Origin of the sequence: Mesorhizobium sp. IMUNJ 23033, from assembly GCF_044778005.1 — a bacterium.
GTDB classification, from domain to species: Bacteria; Pseudomonadota; Alphaproteobacteria; order Rhizobiales; family Rhizobiaceae; genus Mesorhizobium; species Mesorhizobium amorphae_A.
This window is the reverse complement of record NZ_JBJACT010000019.1, coordinates 1-25,783: the sequence shown is the minus strand read 5'-3', so window position 1 is coordinate 25,783 and position 25,783 is coordinate 1. Positions and strand designations below refer to the sequence as shown.

General features: G+C 64.5%; 23 protein-coding genes. 14 read left to right on the top strand and 9 right to left on the bottom strand.

Annotated elements, in window-relative coordinates:
- Window positions 1-6 precede the first annotated feature (6 nt).
- On the bottom strand, window positions 7-456 hold the full coding sequence (locus tag ACFX5Q_RS20010) for a DNA polymerase III subunit chi (protein WP_404280763.1): 450 nt from the start codon (window positions 454-456) through the stop codon (window positions 7-9).
- Window positions 457-466: 10 nt separating this feature from the next.
- Window positions 467-1,972: a leucyl aminopeptidase gene (locus tag ACFX5Q_RS20005; RefSeq protein WP_404280761.1), complete on the bottom strand. Its 1,506-nt coding sequence runs from the start codon at window positions 1,970-1,972 to the stop codon at window positions 467-469.
- Window positions 1,973-2,324: 352 nt separating this feature from the next.
- On the opposite strand from ACFX5Q_RS20005, the gene lptF reads away from it, so the two are divergent.
- The 6 genes from lptF to rsmA all read left to right on the top strand — a co-directional run bounded on the left by lptF (window position 2,325) and on the right by rsmA (window position 10,159).
- Entirely contained in the window at window positions 2,325-3,527 is a 1,203-nt protein-coding gene (gene lptF, locus ACFX5Q_RS20000; RefSeq protein WP_404280759.1) for an LPS export ABC transporter permease LptF, read from the top strand.
- A 33-nt stretch (window positions 3,528-3,560) separates the two neighbouring features.
- Entirely contained in the window at window positions 3,561-4,643 is a 1,083-nt protein-coding gene (gene lptG, locus ACFX5Q_RS19995; protein WP_006203732.1) for an LPS export ABC transporter permease LptG, read from the top strand.
- Window positions 4,643-7,063, top strand: a complete 2,421-nt coding sequence (locus ACFX5Q_RS19990) for an LPS-assembly protein LptD (RefSeq protein WP_404280758.1) — start codon at window positions 4,643-4,645, stop codon at window positions 7,061-7,063. The genes lptG and ACFX5Q_RS19990 overlap by 1 nt, the downstream gene beginning before the upstream one ends.
- A 216-nt stretch (window positions 7,064-7,279) precedes the next feature.
- A complete protein-coding gene (locus tag ACFX5Q_RS19985; protein ID WP_404280756.1) occupies window positions 7,280-8,212 on the top strand; it encodes a SurA N-terminal domain-containing protein in 933 nt (310 codons plus the stop codon).
- Between the two features lie 71 nt (window positions 8,213-8,283).
- On the top strand, window positions 8,284-9,312 hold the full coding sequence (gene pdxA / locus ACFX5Q_RS19980) for a 4-hydroxythreonine-4-phosphate dehydrogenase PdxA (protein ID WP_404280753.1): 1,029 nt from the start codon (window positions 8,284-8,286) through the stop codon (window positions 9,310-9,312).
- Window positions 9,313-9,322: 10 nt separating this feature from the next.
- Window positions 9,323-10,159: a 16S rRNA (adenine(1518)-N(6)/adenine(1519)-N(6))-dimethyltransferase RsmA gene (gene rsmA / locus ACFX5Q_RS19975; RefSeq protein ID WP_404280751.1), complete on the top strand. Its 837-nt coding sequence runs from the start codon at window positions 9,323-9,325 to the stop codon at window positions 10,157-10,159.
- Between the two features lie 209 nt (window positions 10,160-10,368).
- Here rsmA and gmk read toward each other — a convergent pair whose 3' ends face one another.
- The 7 genes from gmk to fabD form a co-directional block, all read right to left on the bottom strand.
- Complete coding sequence (gmk, locus tag ACFX5Q_RS19970; RefSeq protein WP_404280750.1) at window positions 10,369-11,025, bottom strand: guanylate kinase; 657 nt, start codon at window positions 11,023-11,025, stop codon at window positions 10,369-10,371.
- A gap of 5 nt (window positions 11,026-11,030) precedes the next feature.
- Window positions 11,031-11,921 (bottom strand): YicC/YloC family endoribonuclease, encoded by an 891-nt coding sequence (locus ACFX5Q_RS19965; RefSeq protein WP_404280748.1) that lies wholly within the window; start codon window positions 11,919-11,921, stop codon window positions 11,031-11,033.
- A 161-nt stretch (window positions 11,922-12,082) separates the two neighbouring features.
- A complete protein-coding gene (gene mltG, locus ACFX5Q_RS19960) occupies window positions 12,083-13,312 on the bottom strand; it encodes an endolytic transglycosylase MltG (RefSeq protein WP_404280746.1) in 1,230 nt (409 codons plus the stop codon).
- Window positions 13,313-13,414: 102 nt separating this feature from the next.
- Window positions 13,415-14,677 (bottom strand): beta-ketoacyl-ACP synthase II, encoded by a 1,263-nt coding sequence (fabF, locus tag ACFX5Q_RS19955; RefSeq protein WP_404280745.1) that lies wholly within the window; start codon window positions 14,675-14,677, stop codon window positions 13,415-13,417.
- 34 nt (window positions 14,678-14,711) lie between these two features.
- The gene (locus tag ACFX5Q_RS19950; protein ID WP_006203723.1) at window positions 14,712-14,948 is read right to left on the bottom strand and encodes an acyl carrier protein; all 237 of its coding nucleotides are present in this window, start codon (window positions 14,946-14,948) and stop codon (window positions 14,712-14,714) included.
- Window positions 14,949-15,150: 202 nt separating this feature from the next.
- Window positions 15,151-15,888 carry a 3-oxoacyl-[acyl-carrier-protein] reductase gene (gene fabG / locus ACFX5Q_RS19945; RefSeq protein WP_404280740.1) on the bottom strand — a complete coding sequence of 246 codons (738 nt, stop codon included), beginning with the start codon at window positions 15,886-15,888 and terminating at the stop codon, window positions 15,151-15,153.
- Between the two features lie 60 nt (window positions 15,889-15,948).
- The gene (fabD, locus tag ACFX5Q_RS19940; protein WP_404280738.1) at window positions 15,949-16,890 is read right to left on the bottom strand and encodes an ACP S-malonyltransferase; all 942 of its coding nucleotides are present in this window, start codon (window positions 16,888-16,890) and stop codon (window positions 15,949-15,951) included.
- A gap of 279 nt (window positions 16,891-17,169) precedes the next feature.
- On the opposite strand from fabD, the gene ACFX5Q_RS19935 reads away from it, so the two are divergent.
- The 8 genes from ACFX5Q_RS19935 (at window position 17,170) to ACFX5Q_RS19900 (ending at window position 25,621) form a co-directional block, all read left to right on the top strand.
- Complete coding sequence (locus ACFX5Q_RS19935) at window positions 17,170-19,095, top strand: LTA synthase family protein (RefSeq protein ID WP_404280736.1); 1,926 nt, start codon at window positions 17,170-17,172, stop codon at window positions 19,093-19,095.
- A 314-nt stretch (window positions 19,096-19,409) separates the two neighbouring features.
- A complete protein-coding gene (gene rpsF / locus ACFX5Q_RS19930; protein WP_192181295.1) occupies window positions 19,410-19,910 on the top strand; it encodes a 30S ribosomal protein S6 in 501 nt (166 codons plus the stop codon).
- The gene (gene rpsR / locus ACFX5Q_RS19925) at window positions 19,910-20,158 is read left to right on the top strand and encodes a 30S ribosomal protein S18 (protein ID WP_006203718.1); all 249 of its coding nucleotides are present in this window, start codon (window positions 19,910-19,912) and stop codon (window positions 20,156-20,158) included. Before rpsF ends, rpsR begins: the two co-directional genes overlap by 1 nt.
- 209 nt (window positions 20,159-20,367) lie before the next feature.
- Window positions 20,368-20,952, top strand: coding sequence for a 50S ribosomal protein L9 (rplI, locus tag ACFX5Q_RS19920; protein WP_404280720.1), 585 nt, complete (start codon window positions 20,368-20,370; stop codon window positions 20,950-20,952).
- Window positions 20,953-21,247: 295 nt separating this feature from the next.
- Window positions 21,248-22,531, top strand: coding sequence for a class I SAM-dependent methyltransferase (locus ACFX5Q_RS19915; protein WP_404280718.1), 1,284 nt, complete (start codon window positions 21,248-21,250; stop codon window positions 22,529-22,531).
- Window positions 22,532-22,611: 80 nt separating this feature from the next.
- Entirely contained in the window at window positions 22,612-22,935 is a 324-nt protein-coding gene (locus ACFX5Q_RS19910) for a YnfA family protein (protein ID WP_404280715.1), read from the top strand.
- Between the two features lie 3 nt (window positions 22,936-22,938).
- Entirely contained in the window at window positions 22,939-23,901 is a 963-nt protein-coding gene (locus tag ACFX5Q_RS19905) for a small ribosomal subunit Rsm22 family protein (RefSeq protein ID WP_404280713.1), read from the top strand.
- Between the two features lie 229 nt (window positions 23,902-24,130).
- A complete protein-coding gene (locus tag ACFX5Q_RS19900; RefSeq protein ID WP_404280711.1) occupies window positions 24,131-25,621 on the top strand; it encodes a replicative DNA helicase in 1,491 nt (496 codons plus the stop codon).
- Window positions 25,622-25,783: the final 162 nt, after the last annotated feature.

Below are 25,783 nucleotides of genomic sequence, written 5' to 3'. Positions count from 1 at the left end.
CCGCCTCTAAGCCTTGCGCTCCCAGCGCCGGTCGGACGTCTGCTGCCAGTAGGTCACCGTATGGCCGGCATCCTTCATCGTCTTCCAGTGGCTACGCGCGCCTTCGAGCTGGGCCGTGTCATGGCCGTCGAACAGGAAGACGGCGCGCTCGTAGCCGCCGAGATCCGCAGGTGCGGCGCCGTCGACGAGGAAGCGGATCTGCGCCGCGTTCGGGTTGCCATCGCCGGTGGTGAGCAGGATCGGCTGCTCGGCCGGATAGGCTTCGCGGTCGGTCGCATGCGCCAGGAAGGAATCGTCGCGGAACGTCCACAGGTGCTGATCGAGCGCGTCGCGCCGCTCCTCGGTGCCGGTCTGCACCACGGCGCGCCAGCCGCGGTCGACACTGCGCTCGAGCAGCCCGGGCAACGCATCTTCCAGCGTCGATTCGGTCAGGTGATAGAACAGGACTTCGGCCATGGCGTTGGCCTCATCCCTCGTAGTGGTCGCGCACCAGCCGGTCGAGCAGCCGGACGCCGAAGCCCGAGCCCCAGGACTGGTTGATCTCGCTCGGCGGCGAGCCCATCGCGGTGCCGGCGATGTCGAGATGCGCCCAGGGCGTTTCCTTGACGAAGCGCTGCAGGAACTGCGCGGCGATGATGGCGCCGCCGTAGCGCCCGCCGATGTTCTTCATGTCGGCATTCTTGGAATCGATCAGCTTGTCGTATTCGGAGCCCAGCGGCATGCGCCACAGCCGCTCCTGCGTCGCCTGCCCGGCATTGGCCAGCCTCTCTGCCAGTTCGTCATTGTTGGAGAACAGGCCGGCGTAGTGCTGGCCGAGCGCCACCATGACGGCGCCGGTCAGCGTCGCCAGATTGACCATGAACGCCGGCTTGAAGCGGTCGTTGCAGTACCAGAGCGCATCCGCCAGCACGAGGCGGCCTTCGGCGTCGGTGTTCAGCACCTCGATGGTCTGGCCCGACATCGAGGTGACGATGTCGCCAGGGCGCTGGGCGTGGCCGTCGACCGCGTTCTCGACCAGGCCGATGACGCCAACGACGTTGGCCTTGGCCTTGCGCGCGGCCAGCGCATGCATCAGCCCGGTGACGGCGGCAGCACCGCCCATGTCGCCCTTCATGTCCTCCATGCCGGAAGCCGGCTTCATCGAATTGCCGCCGGTGTCGAAGGTGACGCCCTTGCCGACAAAGGCGACGGGGCTCGCCTTGGCCTTGCCGCCGTTCCACTGCAGGACGGCCATGCGGGCGCCGCGCGGCGACCCTTGAGCGACGCCGAGCAGCGAGCCCATGCCGAGCTTCTTCATTTCCTTCTCGGTCAGGATCTCGACGGTGACGCCGAGCGCCTCCAACTCCTTGGCGCGGGCGGCGAATTCCACCGGCCCCAGCGCATTGGCCGGCTCGTTGACCAGGTCGCGCGCCAGAAGCACGCCGTCGATCACCGCCACCTCGTCGGCGAAGGCCTTTTTCGCCGCGGAAGGATCGGCGCAATGGATGGTCACCTTTGCCGGCTTCTTCGGCTGGCCGTTGTCCTTGTCCTTCTTCGTCTTGTACTTGTCGAAGGCATAGCTGCGCAAAAGGATGCCGGCCGCGACGTTCGCCGCTTGCCTGCCGCCGGCCTGGGCGCCCGCAACGTCGAGCACGACGGCGACCTCGGCTGCCTTGCGCAGCGATGCGGCGATGCTGCCGCCGAGTTTCAGCCATGCATGATCGTCGAGGCTGGAAGCCTTGCCGGCGCCGACCGCCACGAGACGGTCGAGTGCTGTTCCTTCCGGCGCGAACACCTCGACGACGCTGCCGAACTTGCCGGAGAAATCCGCAGCCGGAAACGCCCGCGCAAGCGTGCCGGCCGGATCGCAGGCCTTGGCGGCATCGCTGACGCCGCCATCGTCCGCCGCCAGCACGAAGACGCTGCCCTTCCTCGACGTTGCGGTCTGGGGTGCGGCGAATTTGGCGAAGGCGATCGTAGGTCTCGAATTCATCAGGTGCTGCTTTCAGGGGTGCTGGGTGCCGGACAACGGCTTTCAAGAGTGCGCGACATTTGGTCGTTTTACGGCATTTGGCAAGACTTTGGCCGAAATCGCAGCCTATATGCGCGCCTCGAACACTATCGGATTCGCTGCGACATGACCCCGCTCCCTTGTCGCAACTTGTTGTTAACCATCAATGTTTTGCATTTTTTATCCATTGGAGCCGACACTCCGCCCGCCGGGGCGAATGATGTGGGACGAGAAACCGGATCGAGCCGCCGATGGAGCCAGTTGTGCAGGCGTCGCCGGATGACTACCTTGTCCGCGGGCATGATGCCGTTCGGCAAAATCGAGAAAAGCCTTCATGAAGGTCGTTGAACGCTACATCATGCGTCGGACATCGGCGGTCTTCCTGGCTGCGCTGACCTGGACGCTGGCGATCGTGTGGACGACGCAGGTACTGGCCAAGATCGACCTCGTCACCGACAGCGGCCAGTCGGCGCTGACCTTCTTCGAGGTCGCGGCGCTGATCATCCCGTCGATCATCCCGATCGTCGTGCCGTTCGCGCTGGTGGTGGCGGTCGCCCAGACGCTCAGCGTCATGAACACGGATTCGGAACTGGCCGTGATCAATGCCGCCGGCGCCTCGCGCTGGACCATCGCGCGGCCGATCCTGCTCCTGGCGCTGGCGGCAAGCGTCTTTTCCTTCGTCGTCGACAATGGCGTCGACCCCTATGCCAGGCAGAAGAACCGGCAGCTGGTGGCGGCTTCGCGCGCCGACCTGGTGTCGCTGATCATCCAGGAGGGCACGTTCCGCAAGATCGACGACGGCCTGTTCCTGCAGGTCGGCGAACGGCTGCCCGACAACAGGCTGGGCGGCATCTTCGTCGCCGATTCGCGCGAGGAAGGCGCCAACCTGATCTATTACGCCAAGAGCGGCAGCATTGTCGAAAAGGGCGACGAGAAGGTGCTGATGATGAATGACGGCGTCATCCATCGCAAGACGCTGACCGGTGACCTCTCGGTCATCCGCTTCACCTCCTACGCCTTCGACCTCTCGGCCTTCATGTCGGCCGCCAACGAAATCACGCTCCTCCCGAAGGACCGCACGACCCAGTACCTGCTCAACCCGAGCCCCAACGACAAGATGTTCCAGCGCAACCCGGGCGAGTATTCGGCCGAACTCGAGCAGCGTTTTTCCGAATGGTCCTACTCGCTGGTGTTCGCGCTGATCGCGCTGGCGGTGGCGGGCGACGCGCGTTCGCATCGCGAGGCGCGCATCCACCCGCTGATCACCGCAATCGTCATTGCGCTGTTCGTGCGCTGGCTTGGTTTCTTCGCCGCCGGCAAGGCGGACAAGGTTCCGCAATACGCCTATATGGTCTTCGGCGTGCCGATCGTCGCCTCGGCGATCGCCGGCTGGTTCATCCTCTCCTCCAGGACCATGGAACTGCCGGTCGCCTGGGCGGACTGGATGACCAACGTCGCCGGCCGCGCCAGCGAAACCTGGACGGCCCTCAAGCTGCGCTTCGCCAAGCGCGGCGCCTCCGGCCAGGGAGCCGGCTGATGGGCCGGACACGCTAATGGGCTGGACACGCTAATGGGCTGGACTCTGGGCCGCTATTTCTTCTTCCGCTACGTGTCGATCACGGTGTGGTTCTTCCTCGGCCTTTTGGCGCTGGTGTTCCTGATCGACTTCACCGAGCTGTCCGGCCGCACCACCGGCCTGCCGGGCTTTACCTATGGCACGGCGTTCGCGATTTCGGCGCTCAGGATGCCGATGATCATGCTGCAGACGGTGCCGTTCGTCGGCCTGTTCTCGGCGATGGCGACGCTGGTGTCGCTCAACCGCAAATACGAGCTGGTCATTGCCCGCTCGGCCGGCGTCTCGGCCTGGCAGTTCCTGTTGCCGTGCTGCATCGGGGCGCTGATGGTCGGCATGCTGTCGGTCGGCGTGCTCAACCCGGTGGCGGCGCATGCCTTCTCCTGGTCCGAGCGGATGGAAAACCAGCTGCGCGCCGGCAAATCCAACACCGTTTCGGCCGACTCGACACCTTGGATCCGGCAGAAGACCGCCTCCGGCGATACCATCATCGGTGCCCGCGCCATCCTCAACCAGGGACTGGAGATGGCGGATACCGTCTTCTTCGTGCTCGATCAGCAAGGCAACATCGTCGAGCGCAAGGACGCGGCGCGTGCCTTCCTGCGCGACGGCTATTGGGAATTGCAGGACGTCAAGGTCTTCAAGAACGGCACCATCCGCTCCGAAGCGACCGACCGCGTGGACACCAATCTCAAGCCGGAATTCGTGCAGGAGCGGCTTGCCCGGCCGGAAACGATCCCCTTCTACGACCTGCCGGGCAAGATCGAGGTTGCCCGTTCCTTCGGCCTCAAGGCAAATGCCTTCGCCATGCAGTTTGATTCGCTGGTGGCGTTGCCGTTCCTTCTCGTCGCCATGACGCTGATTGCGGCAACAGTATCAATGCGATTTGCAAGGATGGGGCAGTCGGCGACGATGATTCTGGGTGGCGTCCTCGCAGGCTTTCTGCTTTATGTCGTTTCGGTATTGGTCAAGGCATTCGGCGTGGCGGGATTCGTGCCCACAGCCGTGGCTGCATGGGTTCCGGTTGTCGTGGCTATGTTCTTCGGGGTGACGTTCCTGCTTTACAAGGAAGACGGCTAGTGAGGGAGGCGGTTTTGCGCAGCCATAGGCAGGCCGGTTTGGCACGCCTTTATGGGGCGAGCGCCTTGGCATGCCTGTTCGCCTGCGCGGTCCCGCTGGCCCCTGCGCTGGCGCAGGACGTCACGGACATGGCGACGAACGTTCCTTCCGGCTCGCAGATGCTGCTTGCCGCCGATACGCTTGTCTACAACAACGACGATCAGACCGTGACCGCCGTCGGTGCCGTGCAGATCGACTATGGCGGCAACAAGCTCGTCGCCCAGCGCGTCGTGTACAACCGCAACACCGAGCGCATGGTCGCCAGCGGCGCCGTCGAGATCATCAACAGCGACGGCACAAAGATCAATTCCGAGCATATCGACATCACCGACGATTTCGCCGACGGCTTCGTCAACGCGCTGCGTGTCGAAACCCCGGAAAAGGCCTATTTCGCCGCCGAAAGCGCCGAACGCATGGGCGGCGTGCTGACGACCTTCCACAACGGCGTCTACACGGCCTGCGAACCTTGCGAGGACAAGCCGGACAAGGCACCGACCTGGCGCGTCAAGGCGCGCAAGATCATCTGGAACGGCGAGAAGAAGACGGTTCGCTTCGAGAACGCGAATTTCGAGTTCTTCGGCTTTCCGCTTGCCTATCTGCCGGCGTTCGAGATCGCCGACCCGACGGTCAAGCGCAAGAGCGGCTTCCTGATCCCCGGCATCAACTACAAGACCGACCTCGGCTTCGGCGTCAAAGTCCCCTATTACTTCGCACTGTCGCCGACTTACGACCTCACCGTCACCGGCACCGGCTACACCAAGCAGGGCTTCCTCGGCGAGGCCGAGTGGCGCCAGCGCTTCAACAATGGCGAGTACACGCTGAAGATGGCCGGCATCCGGCAGGAGAGCCCGGAAGAGTTCATCAACAGCAGCGGCGTCAATGTCGATTCCGGCCCCGCCAGCGATCCGAACAAGTTCCGCGGCATGATGGGCACCAAGGGCCAGTTCGCCATCAATCCGCGCTGGGATTTCGGCTGGGACGTGCTGCTGCAGAGCGACAAGAATTTTTCGCGCACCTACTCCATCGACGGTTTCAGCGACGTCACACACCAGTCGACGATCTACCTGACCGGCCTCGACGGCCGCAATTACTTCGATGTGCGCGCCATGCGCTTCGAGGTCCAGGAGAACACGCTGGCCAGCGATCCGTCCGCCCGTGCCGCCCAGCAGCCATGGGTGTTGCCGTCGCTCGACTATGCCTATATCCCCGACATGTCTGTCGCCGGCGGGCAGTTGTCGTTCAACGTCAACGCGCGGGTCATCAGCCGCGACCGGCTGGATCAAGCCTTCGAAACTCCCTATGACGACAGCACGCCCGTTGAGCGGGTGCGCGGCATCGAAGGCCAGTCGAGCCGCCTCACCGCCGAAGCCGAATGGAAGCGCACCTTCACCACCGATGGCGGCCTGCAGCTGACGCCGCTGCTGGCGCTGCGCGGTGACGCCGGCTATGTCAACGCGACCTCGAACTCGCTCGCCGCCATCAACGAGATGGCGACGAATCTCGGCGTCGACGACAATATGCGCACGTCGCTGGCGCGCTACATGGCGACCGCGGGGCTCGAAATGCGCTGGCCGGTGCTGTTCTCGATGCCGAGCTCCAGCCATATCGTCGAACCGATGGCGCAGGTGTTCGTGCGCCCGAACGAGCAGTATGTCGGCGGCCTCGCCGTACCCAACGAGGACGCGCAGAGTTTCGTCTTCGACGCCACGACGCTGTTCGAGCGCGACAAGTTTTCCGGCTATGACCGCATGGAAGGCGGCACGCGCGCCAATGTCGGTTTCCGCTATTCCGGCGCCTACGACAATGGCTGGAGCACCAATGCGATCTTCGGCCAATCCTACCAGCTGGCAGGCCAGAATTCGTTCACGGCGCCCGACCTGGTCAATGTCGGCGCCTATTCCGGACTGGACAAGTCGACCTCCGACTATGTCGGCCTGATCGGCTTCAGCAGCGCGAGCGGCTTCTCCGGCTCGCTCAGCGGCCGTTTCGACGAACAGAGTTTTGACGTCCGGCGCGCCGAGGTGAAAGCCGCCTATTCCGGCCTGCCGGTTTCGCTCAGCGCCAAATATGCCTTCATCCAGGCGCAGCCGCTTTACGGCTTCACCACCGATCGCCACGAGGTCACGCTCGGCGCCTCGACGCATCTTGCCGAGAACTGGCGCGTCTTCGGCACCGGCACCTACGACCTGAGGCAAAGCGTGCTGGTCAAGGACGGCGTCGGTTTTGCCTATAATGATTCCTGCTTCACCTATTTGATGACGTTCTCCGAATCGCGCGACACGATCACCAAGGAAGTGTCGCAGAATGTCGGCTTCAACCTGTCGTTCCGCACGCTCGGCGATTTCGGCACGTCACAGAGCTCGATCGACACGATCCAGTAAAGACGGGCCAGTAAAGACGGGCCAGTAGCAGACGGGGTCATGCGCTGGTGACATCGTTTCGCCGTATAGAGCGGGCACGGGTTTCGATCACACCGCATGACCCCGAAAATCGAGATCGATTTTCGGAAAGGATCATGCGCAAAGTTAAGATGCTGCAGCGTCCTTTGCGCGTCCGAGGAACGCGCGGCGCTGTAGGAGCGGGATGGAATATTTGGGATGCTCTCGATGAGGAAATATCTGTTTTCGGCAGGATTCGCGCTGCTGATCGCGGCAACCTCGGTCTCGATTACGGTCATGACGCCGCCGGCTTTTGCCAGCGAGATCAAGTACGTCATCAACGACGTGCCGATCACCACCGGCGACATCGCACACCGGAAAGCGTTCCTGAAACTGCAGCGCAAGAAGGGCGATGCCGCCCAGGAAATGATCGACCAGACACTGCGCATGGCTGAGGTCAAGCGCCTCGGCATCAAGGTCACCGATGAGCAGGTCGACGCCGCCTACCAGCGCTTCGCCACGAACAACAAGATGCAGCTCAAGCAGCTCGACGGCGTCATGGCGCAGTCGGGTGTCGGCAAGGAGCATTTCAAGGAATTCATCCGCGCCCAGATGGCCTGGAACCAGGCGCTTTCGGCCCGTTATCGTTCGGGTGACGGCGGCTCCGTGACCGAACAGGACGCGGTCAGACGCATGCTCGACAAGGGCGGCTCCAAGCCGACCGCCATGGAATACATGCTGCAGCAGGTCATCTTCGTGGTGCCGGCGTCGGAGCGCAGCGCAACCCTTGGCAAGCGCAAGCGCGAAGCCGACGCCATGCGCGCCCGCTTCAACGGCTGCAACACCACGCGCGAATTCGCCAAGGGCCTGATCGACGTCACCGTTCGCGACCTCGGCCGGGTGCTGGCGCCGCAATTGCCGCCGGAATGGGCCGACCAGATCAAGGCCACCAAGGTCGGCGGCGCCACCGCCACGCGCGAGACGGAGCGTGGCGTCGAGTTCATCGGCATCTGCTCGTCGCGCGAGGTCTCCGACGACAAGGCCGCGCAGATGGTGTTCCAGAGCGAAGGCAACAACGACAAGAACGCCGACGATCTCAGCAAGAAGTACGTCGAGGAGCTGCGGAAGAAAGCCCGCATCGTCGAGCGCTAGGCCGTGGTCCGACAAGACGGAGCCCTGCCCTCTCTCGGTCCGGACGGGTCCGCCGGCAAAGCGGCATAGACATGCGCCGGACAGATGCCCCGCTGGCCTTGAGCGTCGGCGATCCATCAGGTGTCGGCCCGGAAATCGCCATCGCCGCATGGCAGGCCGGCGACAGCGCTGGCGTGCCGCCCTTTTATCTGCTTGCCGACCCGGCGCTGATTGCGGCGCGGGCGCGCCAGATCGGCGCCAACGTGGCGATCGCGGAAACCATGCCAGAGCAAGCAGCGCGGATATTTCACCGCGTCCTGCCGGTCGTGCCACTCGACGCCACCCAGGTCGACAGGCCCGGCAGGCCGGACAAGGCCAACGCCGCCGGCACCATCGAGGCCATCGACCGCGCCGTGGCCGACTGCCTCGGCGGCCGCGCCGCGGCGGTCGTCACCTGTCCGATCGCCAAGAAGCCCCTCTACGACGCGGGCTTCCGCTTTCCCGGCCACACCGAATATCTGGCGCACCTGGCCACGCTCCACACAGGCGCCGAGGTGACGCCGGTGATGCTGCTTGCCGGTCCGGAATTGCGCACCGTTCCGGTCACCATCCATATCCCGCTCGCCGAAGTGCCGAAGGCGCTGACGACGGAGCTGATCGTCGCCACGGCCCGTATCACCGCCGCCGACCTCGAAAGCCGCTTCGGCATCGCCAGGCCAAGGCTGGCGATAGCAGGCCTCAACCCGCATGCCGGCGAAGGCGGGTCGATGGGCCTGGAGGATCAGCGCATCATCCGTCCGGCGGTCGACCAGCTGAGAGCGGAAGGCATCGACGCCTTCGGGCCGCTGCCGGCCGATACGCTGTTTCATGCCCACGCGCGCGCCAGCTATGACGTGGCGCTGTGCATGTATCATGACCAGGCGCTAATCCCGGCCAAGGCGCTGGCCTTCGACGAGGCGGTCAACGTCACGCTCGGCCTGCCCTTTATCCGCACCTCGCCCGACCACGGCACCGCCTTCGACATCGCCGGCCAGGGCATTGCGCGCGCCGACAGCCTGATCGCGGCGCTGCGGCTCGCCCGCCGGCTTGCCGACAGCGGGACGGAAGCAGCTGCCGCATGAGCGCATCTGCATGAGCATCGACGGGCTGCCGCCGCTGCGCGAGGTGATCGAACGCCATGGGCTGCAGGCGAAGAAGGCGCTTGGCCAGAATTTCCTGCTCGACCTCAATTTGACCGGCAAGATCGCACGCGCCGCCGGCGACCTCAGCGAGACCACTGTGATCGAGGTCGGCCCCGGCCCAGGCGGGCTGACGCGGGCGCTGCTTTTCAGCGGCGCCAGGCGGGTCGTCGCCATCGAACGCGACGAGCGCTGCCTCGAAGCGCTGGCGCAGGTCTCGAACCACTATCCAGGCCGGCTCGAGATCATCGCCGGCGACGCGCTGAAGACGGATTTTTCCGCTCTTGCCGAGGCCGCCTCGGAAGGCGGCCTGGTGAAGATCGTCGCCAACCTGCCCTACAATATCGGCACCGAACTGTTGATCCGCTGGCTGACGGTGACGGCATGGCCGCCCTTCTACGCCTCGATGACGCTGATGTTCCAGCGCGAAGTGGCCGAGCGTATTGTCGCCGCCCCCGGCAGCGACGCCTATGGCCGGCTCGGCGTGCTGGCCGGCTGGCGCACCGAGGCGAGGATCGCCTTCGACGTGCCGCCGCAGGCATTCACGCCGCCGCCCAAGGTGACGTCCTCGGTGGTGCATCTGGTGCCGCGCACGAGCCCCTTGCCCACCGACGTGAAGAAACTCGGCCGTTTCACCGAAGCCGCCTTCGGCCAGCGGCGGAAAATGCTCAGGCAGAGCGTGAAAAGCCTCGGAGGGGAAGCGCTGCTGACACGCGCGGGCATCGACCCGACGCGGCGCGCCGAAACGCTCAGCGTCGAGGAATTCGTGCGGCTGACGAACGCGGTTTGAGAAGCTGCTGATCTCCCCCCTCGTGGGGGAGATGTCCGGCAGGACAGAGGGGGGCGCGAAGGATCACCACCTCTGTCTGGTCGACCTAACCAACGGCCGTCAGCCGGCTTAGGATGGAGTCTAATTTATTCGAACGCCGGCGGGACAGCGCCCCCCTCTGCCCTACCGGGCATCTCCCCCACAAGGGGGGAGATCGGCGCTCCACCGCCTCAATCCGTCTTCTCGTCCAGCAATCCGGAGACAAAGTCGAACAACCCCGGCCGGCGGTCGCGCCTCAGCCGCTCGGCGATGACGATGCCACGCACCTCGGCGAAGGCGCGATCGAGATCGTCGTTGACGATGACGAAATCATATTCCTTCCAGTGCTCGATCTCGTTGCGGGCGTTCTTCAGCCTGGTCTCGATCACCGATTCCTGGTCCTCGGCGCGGCGCTTCAGCCGCGCCTTCAACTCCTTCATCGACGGTGGCAGGATGAAGATCGAGACGATGTCGGCGCGCATCTTCTCCTTGAGCTGCTGGGCGCCCTGCCAGTCGATGTCGAACAGCATGTCGCGGCCTTGCGCCAGCGCCAGCTCCGCCGGCTCGCGCGGCGTCGCGTAGCAATTGCCGTGCACCTCGGCCCATTCGAGCAGCGCATCGGAATCGCGCAGCCGTTCGAACTCGCGCATGGTGCGGAAATGATAGTGGACGCCCTCGATCTCGCTGCCACGACGCGGCCTGGTGGTGACCGAGACCGACAGTTCGAGGCTTGAATCGCTTTCCAGAAGATTGCGCGCGATCGTCGACTTGCCGGCACCGGACGGCGACGACAGAACCAGCATCAGCCCGCGGCGGCGGATGCGGGAACCCAAATCCCTGGCGACCATTCGGGCTACTCCAGATTCTGGACCTGTTCGCGAAACTGATCGACGACCGCCTTCAGTTCTAGCCCGATGGCGGTCACCGCGGCGGCGTTCGACTTGGAACACAGCGTATTCGATTCGCGGTTGAATTCCTGCGCCAGAAAATCGAGCTTGCGGCCGATGGCGCCGCCATTGGCGAGCAGCACCCGTCCCGATGCGACATGCGTCTTCAGCCGGTCGATCTCTTCGCGGATGTCGGCCTTGGTGGCGAGGAAGGCCGCCTCCTGATGCAGCCGGCTGGCGTCGAGATTGGCGGAGGCATCCATCAGCAGGCGGACCTGCTCGGCAATGCGCTCGCGGATCGCCGCCGGCTCGCGCGACGGATCGGCCTCGGCCCTCAGCGTCAGCGCCTCGATGGCGTCGATATGGCCGCTGAGCAGCGAACGAAGCGCATCGCCCTCGCTCTGGCGCGCCTGCTCCAGCCCGGCGAGCGCCACGTCCAGCGCCGACAGGACCGCCGCATCGAGCGCGGCCCGCGCCTCTTCGGTCTCGATGGCTTCCGGGATATCCAGCACGCCACGTAGCGCCAGCAACCCATCGGCCGTCGCAGGGGCGACGCCGAACTGCTCCTGCAGCCGCTTGGCCAGTCCCGCCAGATCCTTCAGGAAGACCTCGTTGACCACCGGCTGCACCTGCGCGCCGGCGGCCCGGCCGACGGTCAGCGTCGCCTGGAAGTTGCCGCGCGAAAATCGCTTCTGCATGGTCTGCCTGACGGCCGGCTCCAATCGCTCGAAGCCTTGCGGCAGCCGCAGCCTGACCTCGACGCTCTTGCCGTTGACCGACTTGACCTCCCAGGCGATCGAGGTGCCCTGGTGTTCGGCGACCGCGCGCGCAAAACCGGTCATGCTCTGCAAATTCATGATGCCCGTACGCCCCTTGGCGCGTGATCCAGGAACCCGTTCCCGGTCAAACCACGCGCGGCTACAAAATGCCGAAACGACTGGTGCCTTCAAGCCGGCGCCGTACGTTTTCTTCAAAAATCAGCGCATCCCGCAAGGGACGATTTAAAAACCACCCGGCGCTACTGGGCGGCCCCCGCATCGCCACCGGCGTCGCCGCTATCGCCGGCATCGGCGGGGGCATCGGTCTGGCCTTCCACCTTGGCCCCGGCCTTGGCGGCGTCGTCGGCCTGCTTCTTCTGCAGCGCCCGGTAGCGGGCGACGTTCTGGTTGTGCTCTTCCAGCGTCGAGGCAAAGACGTGGCCGCCGGTGCCGTCGGCGACGAAATAGAGGTCGTCGGTCTTGGACGGATTGGCGACCGCCTCGAGTGCCGCACGGCCCGGATTGGCGATCGGTGTCGGCGGCAGGCCGTTGATCAGATAGGTGTTGTAGGGCGTCTGCTTGTCGATGTCCGACTGGTAGATCGGACGGTCGGCAGGTTTGCCCTTACCACCGAACAGGCCGTAGATGATCGTCGGATCGGACTGCAGACGCATGCCCTTGGCCAGCCGGTTGAGGAAGACGGCGGCCACGCGCGAGCGCTCGTCGCCCTTGCCCGTCTCCTTTTCGACGATCGAGGCCAGCGTGACGAAGTCGTTGATATTGGCCAAGGGTAGATCAGGCGCGCGCCGCTGCCAGACCTCCTCTACCAGCTTCTTCTGGTCGGCCAGCAGCTTGTCGACCATCTGCTGACGCGTGGCGCCACGGGTGAAGCGCAGCGTGTCGGTGGCGAGGCTGCCCTCGGACGGCTCGGTCGCAGGCATGTCGCCGGTCAGCGCATCCTGCTCGGCGATGCGCTGCAGCGCCTGCTCGACCGTCAGCCCCTCCGGGATGGTCAGCGAATACATCACCGACTTGCCGCTCTTCAAAAGCTCCATGATGTCGCGCATCGAAGCCCGGGCCTTGATCTCGTATTCGCCGGCCTTCAGCGCGGAATCATTGCCGTTGGCGCGCACGCCAAGGCGGAAGATACGGGCGTCGCTGATCAGGCCGCGCCGCTCGAGCTGGTCGGCGATATCCTGGACGCCGGTGTTCGGCTTGACCAGGAAGGTGTCGCCGGCGGCCGACGGGCCGGGCTCGTTGAACGCCTGCTTGCCGAAATAGAGCGCGATGCCGGCCGCCAGAACCAGCAGCATCACCGAGGAGATGACGAAGTTCATGAACACGACGATCTGGCTGCGCGAGGCCCGCGAGCGCCTTGGCGGCGGCGTGCCGGCCTCGGGCCGCAAGGCCTCGGCGGCCGTCTTCGGCACGATCGGACTGGATGCGGCCTGCTGCTGTCCGAATTCTCCGCCGCCCGGATTTGTGTTCATAGCGCCCTACTATCTGTCATTTCGACGAATCCCCTGGGGCAGAGTAGGGGCGAATATGGCAAAAATGACGACAGGGTTCGGGGACGCCTGCCGGCCGGCTGTTCAGCCATTGTAGCGTTGGAAGACGAGCGAGGCGTTGGTGCCGCCAAAACCGAAGGAATTGGACAGCGCCACGTCGATCTGTCTGGAACGCGGCGTGTTCGGCACCAGGTCGATCGCCGTCTCACGTTCCGGGTTGTCGAGATTGATGGTGGCCGGCGCGATGTTGTCACGGATGGCGAGGATCGAAAAGATCGCCTCGGCGGCACCCGCCGCGCCCAGAAGATGGCCGATCGACGACTTGGTCGACGACATCGAGATCTTCGACGCCGCGTTGCCGACCAGCCGCTCGACGGCGCCAAGCTCGATCGTGTCGGCCATGGTCGAGGTGCCGTGCGCGTTGATGTAGTCGACGTCGGCGGGCGACAGCTTCGCCCGGTTCAGCGCCGCCGTCATGCAGCGGAAGGCGCCGTCGCCGTCTTCGGCGGGCGCGGTGATGTGGTAGGCGTCGCCGGTCAGGCCATAGCCGGTGACCTCGGCATAGATTTTCGCGCCGCGCGCCTTGGCGTGTTCGAGTTCTTCGAGAACTACGACGCCGGCGCCCTCGCCCATGACGAAGCCGTCGCGGTCGCGGTCATAGGGACGGGAGGCTTTTTCCGGTGTGTCGTTGCGCTCGGTCGACAGCGCCCGGCAAGCGGCGAAGCCGGCAAGCGAAAGCCGGGTCACCGGCGATTCGGCGCCACCGGCCAGCATCACGTCGGCATCGCCGAAGATGATCAGCCGGGCGGCATCGCCAATGGCATGCGCGCCGGTCGAGCAAGCGGTGACGACGGCGTGGTTCGGGCCTTTCAGCCCGTGCCGGATCGACACCTGGCCGGACACCAGGTTGATGATGTTTCCGGGAATGAAGAAGGGGCTGATGCGGCGCGGTCCGCGCTCGTGCAGGATCAGCGCGTTCTCAGCGATGCCCTCGAGGCCGCCGATGCCGGAGCCGATCATGACGCCCGTGGCGCAGCGCTCCTGCTCGGTCTGGGGCTCCCAGCCGGAATCCTTCAGCGCCTCGTCGGCGGCCGCGATCCCGTACAGGATGAAGTCGCCGATCTTGCGCAGTTCCTTCGGCTCGAGCACGGCTTCGGGATTGAGCGAGCCGTTGGAGCCGTCACCGCGCGGAATGACGTGGGCGATCTTGCAGGCAAGATCCTCCACTTCGAATTCGGTGACACGCTTGGCGGCGCTGCGGCCGGTCAGCAGTTCCTTCCAGCCATGCTCGAAGCCCATGCCGAACGGCGAAACCAGGCCAAGGCCCGTGACGACGACACGCCTCATCGCAGGTCCTCCCCGGTAATGCCTGCGAAAAGCCTCAGGCCGAGGCCTTGTCGATGTACTTCACGGCATCGCCGACGGTCAGGATGGTCTCGGCCGCATCGTCCGGGATCTCGACGCCGAATTCTTCTTCGAAGGCCATGACGAGTTCGACCGTGTCGAGGCTGTCAGCGCCCAAGTCGTCGATGAAGCTCGCCTGCTCCGTCACCTTGTCGGCGTCGACGCCAAGATGCTCGATGACGATCTTCTTGACGCGCTCTGCGGTGTCACTCATTTGGGGCATCCTCGTCTTTTGGTTGTCTGTCTTCGTTAGCGGGCGGAATGCCGCTAATCAAGCTGAAAGATGGTCCCGCCGGAAACACAACAAACAGGACCGGTTTTTGCCCGAACCGCCGGGTTGCGGGCCGCATTACACGAAAAATGGCCGAGGTCCAAGCCGAAATGGGCCTTTTCACAACCCGCCGGACCTTGGTCCGTCAGATCATGGCCATGCCGCCATTCACATGAATGGTTTGGCCGGTCACATAGGCCGCTTCATTGGAGGCGAGATAGGCGACCGCAGAGGCGACCTCGGCGCTGGTGCCCATACGCCGGGTCGGGATCGCCGCCATGATCGTCTCCTTCTGCTTGTCGTTGAGCTTGTCGGTCATGGCCGATTCGATGAAGCCAGGGCCGACGCAGTTGACGGTGATGTTGCGGGTGGCGATCTCCTGCGCCAACGACTTGGAAAAGCCGATCATGCCGGCCTTGGAGGCGCAGTAGTTGGTCTGGCCGGGATTGCCTGTCACCCCGACCACCGAGGTGATGTTGATGATGCGGCCATGCCGGCGGCGCATCATCGGATGGGTGAGTTCGCGCGTCAGCCGGAACACGGCGGTGAGGTTGACCTCCAGCACCGCATCCCAGTCGGCATCCGACATGCGCACGAACAGGCCGTCCTTGGTAATGCCGGCATTGTTGACGAGGATGTCGACACCTTCGAGCTCGGCCTCCGCCTTCTGGCCGAGCGCCTTGACCTCGTCGCGGTCGGACAGATTGGCCGGAAACAGCTTGACCCGGTCGCCGAGCTCGGCAGCCAGCGTCTCCAGCTTCTCGACGCGCGTGCCATGCAGGCCAACGATGGCGCCCTGCGCGTGCAGCACTCTAGCGATCGCCTCGCCGATGCCTCCGGTTGCGCCGGTGACGAGCGCCTTACGGCCGGTCAGTTCGAACATTTTTGTCTCCTGAATCTCAGACGACACCCTTCACATGGGTGGGGTCAAATCGCCAGTGGATTATGCAAGCACGGCCAGCGCCGCCTCGACATCGGCCGCCGTGCCGACGGCCGCGGTGGCGACATCGCGGTTGATGCGTCGCGCCAGTCCCGACAGCACCTTGCCGGCGCCAACTTCGTAGAGCGTCGTGACGCCGTTGGTGCCGAACCATTCCACCGTTTCGCGCCAGCGCACGCGCCCGGTTACCTGTTCGACCAGGCGGCGGGCGATCTCGTCGGGATCGCTGGTCGGCGTGACCGAGACGTTGGACACGACAGGCACCAGCGGCGCGTTCTTCGCCACGCCGGCCAGCGCCTCGCGCATGATCGCTGCCGCCGGCGCCATCAGCGCCGAATGGAAGGGGGCCGAGACCTGCAGCATCAGCGCCCGCTTGGCGCCCTTTTCGGTGCAGAGTTTTGCCGCCAGCTCGACCGCGGCCCTGGCGCCCGAAATCACCAACTGGCCGCCGCCATTGTCGTTGGCGATCTGGCAAACTGAGCTTTGAGCGGCCTCGGCGCAGGCGGCTTCGACATCGGCCTGTTCCAGCCCGATGATGGCCGCCATGGCGCCCTCGCCGGCCGGCACCGCCGCCTGCATGGCATTGCCGCGCACGCGCAGCAGCCGCGCCGCATCGGCGACCGGAACGAAGCCGGCTGCGGCAAGGGCCGAATATTCGCCCAGTGAATGGCCGGCGACGTAAGACACCTTGTCCTTCAGCGAAAAGCCGCGCGCTTCCAGCGCCCGGATGGCGGCCAGCGACACCGCCATCAGCGCCGGCTGGGCGTTGGCGGTCAGCGTCAGCGTCTCTTCCGGCCCTTCCCAGATCAGTTTCGACAGCTTTTCGCCGAGCGCGTCGTCGACTTCCTCGAACACCTTGCGCGCCTCGGGAAAGGCATCCGCCAGATCCTTGCCCATGCCGACAGCCTGGCTGCCCTGTCCCGGAAAGGTGAATGCGACGGCCATTTGGGCTTCTCCAGAGGCTGGTTTTTCCCTGCCTGTGACGCAAGGCGGACGGCCAAGTCAAGCCCGCGGGCAGCGTTTCAGCCTTCCTTGCGGCCGGAAAAACCGGTCGAGTCCCTGTTCCGAAAGCCTTTTTGGCGATCACACCTGATGAAAACCGCTCACGAATCGTTTGCTGGCTCTTCTTATTTTCGCCACAGCCGCTAGCTTTTGCATGACAGTTCTATGACAGATCAGTGACGCGAGTGGGAAAGACGCGTTGCGTGGGCCGGGGGAAGTGAAGTGGCAAGGATCGGAAAGGGCGTGGCCAAACGCGCGCCGCAGTTTCTGGAAGGCGATCCGTCCACCGGCTATCTGCCGGGGCGGAAGTGGCCGGTCGTACGCTATGGCCTGATCAGCCTGCTCGCCTCCGCCATACTGGTTTTTGCCATCGAATGGATCGTGCGCGGCGACTTTTACGGCACGGTCGGCTTCTTCCTGCAGCCCTTCAAGCCGGGCTGGACCACCATCATCGTGTTCGCGCTGGTGCTGATTGGTCTCGACGCGGTGCTCGGCCGCAGCCACCAGAGCCTGATGATCGTGGCGCCGCTGACGCTGGTGCTGGCCTTTGTCGGCCACCAGAAGTCGCACTATCTCGGCGACCCGCTCTATCCGACCGATTTCCTGTATTCCAGGCAGATCATGTCGCTGATGCCGCTTTTGGTGCGCGAGCGACCGATGACCGCGCTGGCCATCGCGATCGGCATCGTCGGCGGCCTGTCGCTGCTCGTCTATGGCTGGCGGCAGTGGCGGCGCCGGGTGCCGGTCCTCAGCCGCAAGGGCCGCCTTGCCAGGCTGACCCTGACCGTGCCGCTGCTCGCCTTCTTCGTCTCGATCATGGACTACGCCACCTTCTCGTGGACCCGCGACCGGCTGCAGATCATTCCGATCATGTGGGACCAAAAGGAAAACTACGCCTCCAACGGTTTCGCGCTGGCCTTCGCGCTCAATGTGCCGATGGCGCATGTCTCGGCGCCGGCGGGCTATTCCGACAAGGCGATCGCCGCGATCGACAGGCCAGGGGTGACGGCATCGGTGCCCGCCGAGAAGCCCGACATCATCATCGTGATGAGCGAATCCTTCTGGGATCCGACCAAGCTGCCCGGCGTCACCATCACGCCGGATCCGATCCCCAATGTGCGGGCACTGCGCTCGGGCTACATGTTCTCGCCCGAATTCGGCGGCATGACCGCCAATATCGAGTTCGAGGCGCTGACCGGCTTTTCCAACGCCTTCCTGCCGGCCGGCTCCATCCCCTACCAGCAATATGTGCGCTCGCCGACGCCCTCGCTGGCCACCTTCCTGAAGAGCGAGGGCTACAGGGCGCGCGCCATTCACCCGGGCACCAACTGGTTCTGGAACCGCGGCGCGGTCTATGCCGATTTCGGCTTCAACGACTTCCGCTCGGAAGAGACGCTGCCGCCGATGCAGAAGCGCGGACCGCTGGCCTCCGATGCGGCAATGACCGACGAGATCATCCGCGAGGCCGATGCCAGCGAAGACCCGGTGTTCTTCTTCGCCGTCAGCCTGCAGAACCACGGTCCCTACGAGCCTTATCGTTATTACAATCCGACCCACAAGGTGCAGGCGCCGATCAGCACATGGGCGCGGGAATCGCTGCTCAGCTACACCGAAGGCTCCGCCGATGCGGACCGCGGGCTAGAGCGCCTGATCGAATGGGCCAGGAAACGCGAGCGGCCGACGGTGATCGCCTTTTTCGGCGACCATCTGCCGCCGCTCGGACCAGTCTATGTCGAGACCGGCTTCATGAAAGACAATGTCGCGCCGCGCAAGGAGCCGGCCGACCAGATGCTGGAGCATCATCAAACGCCGCTGATCATCTGGTCGAATCGCACCGGTCCGGCCGAGGACATGGGCGCGGTCAGCCCGGCCTTCCTGCCCTACCACATATTGACCACGGCCGGCATCACGCATCCCTATTACACCGGCTTCCTCGGCGCGCTGCGCGAACGCTACCGCGTCGTCGACCGCAACCTTCTCTTGACGCCGGCCGGCGAGGCGACACCCGACTGGGCGCGGCAGAAGAAGATCGACCCGGCGATCAACGATTTCCGCCTGCTGCAATACGACATGATGTTCGGCAAGCGCCGCGCCGCGCCCGACTTCTTCCCCGAAACGGTCGACAAGGCGGTCGCCCACACCAGCTGAGCCTGGTGTCTTCGGCCCTGCGACGCCAAGGACGCTGTCTGCAACGCCGCCCGGCCTTGCCTTCCCCGGGAATTGCTGTATAGACGCCCGCAATCTGCCGGTCCTTGCTGGGGGCTGAACGGAGGGCCGTTGCTTTTCTCGAAAAGCGGTGTGTGAAGCCAGAAGCGCTTCCGCCTCCCGTGTCTCCGCTCTCGACCGTCTCGAAATGCTCCTTTCTTCCCGCCCCCTTTTACTGGGGATCAGCGGTCAGAGAAGTTGCAGAGGCTTTTGCCGCGAGGGTCCGGGAGAGAAACGAAGAAAGGCACTGATACACTATGGCTCTTTACGAACATGTGTTCCTTGCCCGGCAGGACCTCTCGCAGCAGCAGGTCGATGCGCTTGTCGAACAGTACAAGGGCGTCATCTCCGCCAATGGCGGGTCCGTCGGCCGGGTCGAGAACTGGGGACTGAAGTCCCTCACCTACCGGGTCAACAAGAACCGGAAGGCATACTACACACTTATGGACCTCAACTGCCCGCCGGCAGCGCTCAACGAGATGGAGCGCCAGATGGGCCTGTCCGAGGACGTGCTGCGTTTCCTGACTGTCAAGGTCGAGGCGCATGAGGAAGGTCCGTCGGCCATGATGCAGAAGCGCGAAGAGCGCTCGGAACGCGGCGGCTTCGGCGACCGTGACCGCGGCGATCGTGGCCCGCGTTCGTTCGGCGACCGCGATCGCGGCGACCGTGGCGATCGTCCGCCGCGCTCGTTCGGCGACGCCGGTGGCGATCGTGGTCCGCGCCGTCCGCGCGAAGGCTTTGAAGGGGGTGCAGAATAATGGTCGACATCAATCAGATCCCGACCCGGCGCCCGTTCCATCGCCGCCGCAAGACCTGCCCGTTCTCCGGCGCCAACGCGCCCAAGATCGACTACAAGGACGTGCGCCTCTTGCAGCGCTACATTTCCGAGCGCGGCAAGATCGTGCCGTCGCGCATCACCGCCGTCAGCCAGAAGAAGCAGCGCGAGCTCGCCAAGGCGATCAAGCGCGCCCGCTTCCTCGGCCTGCTGCCCTACGTGGTTCGCTAACACTTTCGAGGCGGGCGGTTCGCCGCCCGCTCTTCTCCCACGGCGACGGGCGCCGCAGGGTTGAACGTCAAATCCCGAGTTGAGGTGAAAAGCCTCTAACTGCCGCGACAGGCAGGACAGCGACACCGGCGGCAACGCCCTTTTGCTTCCTGACCTGTTCCAGACAATCCGGCGCCGATCGATGGGCGCCCAAACGAAGGAACAAAACCATGGAAGTCATTCTTCTCGAACGCGTTTCCCGCCTCGGCCAGATGGGCGATACCGTCAAGGTCAAGGACGGCTTTGCCCGCAATTTCCTGCTGCCGCAGGGCAAGGCGCTGCGCGCCAACGAAGCCAACAAGAAGAAGTTCGAAGGCCAGCGCGCCCAGCTCGAAGCCCGTAACCTCGAGCGCAAGTCGGAAGCCGCGCAGGTTGCCGAGAAGCTCGACGGCAAGAGCTTCATCGCCGTGCGTTCGGCCGGCGAGACCGGCCAGCTGTACGGTTCGGTGTCGACCCGCGACATCGCCGACCTGCTGACGGCCGAGGGCTTCTCGGTCAACCGCAACCAGATCCAGCTCAACCAGCCGATCAAGACCATCGGGGTGACCAATGTGGCGATCGCGCTGCATCCGGAAGTCGAGGTCACCATCACGCTCAACATCGCCCGCACGGCCGACGAAGCCGAGCGCCAGGCCAAGGGCGAGACGCTGACCACCGCCGAAGCCATCTATGGCGAAGACATCAACGACAATGCGCGGCCGGAGAACTTCTTCGACCCGAACGCCGAGTTCGAAGGCGGCGAAGAGAACGCCTGATCACGCGCGACGGAGTGTCAGAGCGGCCTCTGATCACAGTGTCAGAGCAGCGCTCTGATCACTTTGTCGGCATTTAGCCTTTGTGGACCAATGCCCGGGCCTCGCGCCCGGGCATTTTTGTGCCAAACGGAACTTTTCGAACCCCTATATATTGAGGCAGACTACAACCCCGGGCGTCCTATGACGCGCAAAGGGCGCTGTGGCACCTTGGATTGGCGCATGATCCCCGGCGAAAGCCGGTTGTGATTTTCGGGTCATGCACCAGCACAGCATGTCTGTGAGGGAACATTTGGTCATGAATATCCTGTTGAAGCGCCTTCTCGACCGTCTTGTGCGCACCGGCAATCTCAAGGTGACCGGGCCTAAGGGCTCGACAGTGATCTTCGGCGACGGCAGCGGCGAGCCGGTGCATATGCACATCAAGACCAAGCACGCCGAACGCGCCATCACCTTCGACCCGATGCTGGCGGTGCCGGAAGCCTACATGGATGGCGAGCTCGATATCCTCGAAGGCGGCGTGCTAGGCGTGATGCGCATCGCCTTCCAGAACATGGGCAGCGGCGGCATCGACGCCACCTGGTCGAAGGCGATCGAAGGCCTGCGCCATGCTTTCCGCCGCCTGCAGCAGATCAACACCGCCTCGCGCGCGCGCCGCAACGTGCAGCGCCACTATGATCTGTCGGGCGACCTCTACCGGCTCTTCCTCGATGAGGACATGCAGTATTCCTGCGCCTATTTCGAGCAGCCCGACATGACGCTCGACGAAGCGCAGGCCGCCAAGAAACGTCACATCGCCGCCAAGCTGAGGCTGAAGGCCGGCCAGACCGTGCTCGACATCGGCTCCGGCTGGGGCGGGCTCGGCATCTATCTGGCGAAATACTTCGACGTCGATGTCCAAGGCGTCACCCTGTCGACCGAACAGCACGGTGTCGCCACCGACCGCGCGCATGCGCAGGGCCTGCAAAACCGCGTCCATTTCGACCTGAAAGACTATCGCGAGCTCAACGAGCGCTTCGACCGTATCGTCTCGGTCGGCATGTTCGAACATGTCGGCGTCAACCACTATCGCACCTTCTTCGAAAAATCGGCGACGCTTCTGAAGCCGGACGGCGTCATGCTCTTGCACACGATCGGCCGCTCCGGCGTGCCGTGGGCGACCAGCGCCTTCGTCCGCAAATACATCTTCCCGGGCGGCTACATCCCCGCTTTGTCCGAGGTGATGCCGGCGATCGAGAAGTCCGGCCTCGTCGTCACCGACGTCGAGATGCTCAGGCTGCACTATGCCGACACGCTGAAGCATTGGGGCGAGCGCTTCGCCGCCAACCGCGACAAGGCCAAGGCGATCTACGACGAGCGCTTCTGCCGCATGTGGGAGTTCTATCTGGCCGCCTCGGAAGCGGCCTTCCGCTGGCAGGACCTGGTGATCTTCCAGATCCAGCTCGCCAAGAAGAACGACACGCTGCCGATGACGCGCGACTACATCGGCAAATGCGAGAAGGCGCTTGAAATGCGCGACATGGGCCATCGCCACCAGGCGCCCGTCGCCAAACCGGCCCGCCGCCGCAAGGTTGCGGAGTAGAAGGGCGCCGGCCCCGCGGCCATTGGTCTTGCCATTACCTGCCCAAGCATGAAAAAGGTCTCGTTATCGCGAGACCTTTCATGACCTACCTCATCTACATCGCAGCCGCGCTTGCCGAGATCGCCGGCTGCTTCTCGTTCTGGGCGTGGTGGCGCCTGGAGAGGTCACCGTTGTGGCTGGCGCCCGGGCTTGCCTCGCTGGCGCTGTTCGGTTTCCTGCTGGCGCTGGTCGACACAAATGCCGCGGGCCGCGCTTATGCCGCTTATGGCGGCATCTACATCGCGGCGTCGCTTGGATGGCTGTGGCTGGTGGAAGGTGTGCGTCCCGACCGCTGGGATCTTGGAGGGGCGGCACTCTGCATCGTCGGCGCCTCGGTCATCCTGCTCGCGCCCCGGGGAGCCTGAGCCGTGGAACTCCCCGCCCCGCTGCGGCAAGCGGTCGACCGTATGCTGGAAAAAGTGCCGCTGTCTGTCTTGAAGCAAGCGGCAAGAACGCTGTCCGACCGCTACCGGGCCGAACTGCGTGACGGCCGCCTACATATGGCCGAGGAGATGGCGGTCAGGGCCTATCTGGCGACGCGGCTGCCGGCGACCTACGCGGCGGTGCGCGCCAGCCTCGACGCACTGGCGGACGCCCGCCCCGGCTTCGCGCCGAAGAGCCTGCTCGATGTCGGCGCCGGCCCTGGCACGGTGCTTTGGGCCACCACCGACGTCTGGCCCGACCTCGAAGCGGCGGTGCTGCTCGAAGCGAGCGCCGCGGTGCGCAAGATCGGCCAGTCGCTCGCCAGTGATGCCATCCCCGTCAGAACGGAGTGGCTGGCCGGCGACGCCACGATCGACCTTGCCGGCCTCGGACCGGCCGATCTGGTCAGCTGTGCCTATGTGCTGGACGAGATCACGCCGGCATCGCTGCCGAAGCTGATCGACCGGCTCTGGCAGCTCACCGCCGACACGCTGCTGATCGTCGAGCCAGGCACGCCTGCCGGCTGGCAGCGCATCCTTGCCGTGCGGCGGCAATTGATCGAAGCCGGCGCGCATATGCTGGCGCCCTGCCCGCATGAAGCGCGCTGCCCGCTCGCCCAGCCCGACTGGTGCCATTTTTCGCGCCGCGTCGCCCGCTCGCGGCTGCACCGGCTGGCCAAGGACGCCGACGTGCCATGGGAGGACGAGAAGTTTATTTACGTCGCTGCCTCGCGGCATCCTGCGACTTCGCGCGCGGCGCGGGTGATCGCGCCGCCCAAACCCGGCTCCGGCAAGGTTGTGCTCAAGCTTTGCGAGCTGGACGGCAGCGCCGACGAGAAGCTCTTCACCAAGCGCGACGGCGATGCGTTCAAGGTGGCGCGGCGGCTGGACTGGGGCGATGCCGTCTAGCGGTTGCATGCAACTTGCTTTTGTTCCTTATTTGTTCTATCATAGACAGAATCATCACCTTGCCGAGTCAACCGGAATCGGAGCACGGGAATTCTGTCCTGTGGACGGTGTGCCTCTCCTGTGAACAGTGGGCATCAAATCTGGTTGGACAGGGACTGTTGCAGATAAGTCAGCACCGGCTTTTGTCCGTTCTGATATCGAGAATGCGGGATCGAAATTCGGGGACATCATGGCTGAGGCAGCGCGCAAATTCGGCGTGGCGGAAACACCGCTTTATCGCGAGGCACCAAACAACATCGAGGCCGAGCAGGCGCTGCTCGGCGCCATCCTCGTCAACAACGATGCCTTCTACCGCGTCTCCGATTTCCTGAAAGCCGGGCATTTCTACGAGCCGCTGCACCGCAAGATATTCGAGGTGGCGGCCGAGCTCATCCGCATGGGCAAGGTGGCGACGCCGATCACGCTAAAAACCTTCCTGCCTGCCGACGAGAAGGTCGGCGACATGACGGTGGCGCAATATGTCGTGCGGCTGGCCGTCGAGGCCGTCACCGTCGTCAATGCCACCGATTATGGCCGCGCCATTTATGACCTGGCGACGCGCCGCGCGCTGATCACCGTCGGCGAGGACATGGTCAACATCGCCTATGACGCGCCGGTCGACATGGCGCCCTCCGAGCAGATCGAGGATGCCGAGCGGCGCCTGTTCGAGCTGGCCGAGACCGGCCGCTACGATGGCGGCTTCGAAAGCTTCACCGATGCGGTCAAGACCGCCGTCGACATGGCCAATGCCGCCTATATGCGCGACGGGCACCTGTCGGGCGTCGCCACCGGCCTGCGCGACCTCGACCGCCGCATGGGCGGCCTGCAGCCGTCCGACCTGATCATCATCGCCGGCCGCCCGGGCATGGGCAAGACGTCTTTGGCCACCAATATGGCCTTCAACATCGCCGAGGCCTATGTGCCCGCACAGCAGGCCGACGGTTCGTTCAAGGCCGCCAATGGCGGCGTCGTCGGCTTCTTCTCGCTGGAAATGTCGTCGGAGCAGCTCGCCACCCGTATCATTTCCGAGCAGACCGAGATCCCGTCGTCAAAAATCCGTCGCGGCGAGATTTCCGAGATGGATTTCGAGAAGCTGGTCGCCTGCTCGCAGACCATGCAGAAGATCCCGCTGTTCATCGACCAGACCGGCGGTATCTCCATCGCCCAGCTGTCGGCCCGCGCACGTCGCCTGAAGCGTCAGCGCGGCCTCGACCTCATCGTCATCGACTATATCCAGCTGATGCAGGGATCGAGCGCCAAATCCTCGCAGAACCGCGTGCAGGAAATCACCGAGATCACCACCGGCCTGAAGGCGCTGGCCAAGGAACTCAGCGTGCCGATCATCGCGCTGTCGCAGTTGTCGCGTCAGGTCGAAAGCCGCGACGACAAGCGCCCGCAGCTGTCGGATTTGCGCGAATCCGGCTCGATCGAGCAGGACGCCGACGTGGTGATGTTCGTCTATCGCGAGGAATACTACCTGAAGAACCGCGAGCCGAAGCCCGGCACCGACGAGTACGTCAAGTGGGAAAACGAGATGAACGAGATGCGCGGCAAGGCCGAAGTCATCGTCGCCAAGCAGCGCCACGGCCCGACGGGTTCGGTCAGCCTCGCCTTCCAGGGCGAGTTCACCCGCTTCTCCGACCTTGCCGAGGAGCATCATTTGCCGGATCGGTTTGAGTAGACTTGGCGGACGTCCAGACAATGATGCGGGATGGCAGCGCTCTACGGCGCCCCCCTCTGTCCTGCCGGACATCTCCCCCACGAGGGGGGAGATTGGATGTCGCGACCGCTTCGCCAATTTTCAGCGTTGCAAGACGAGAGCCGGCGCCGCAACTGCCAAACT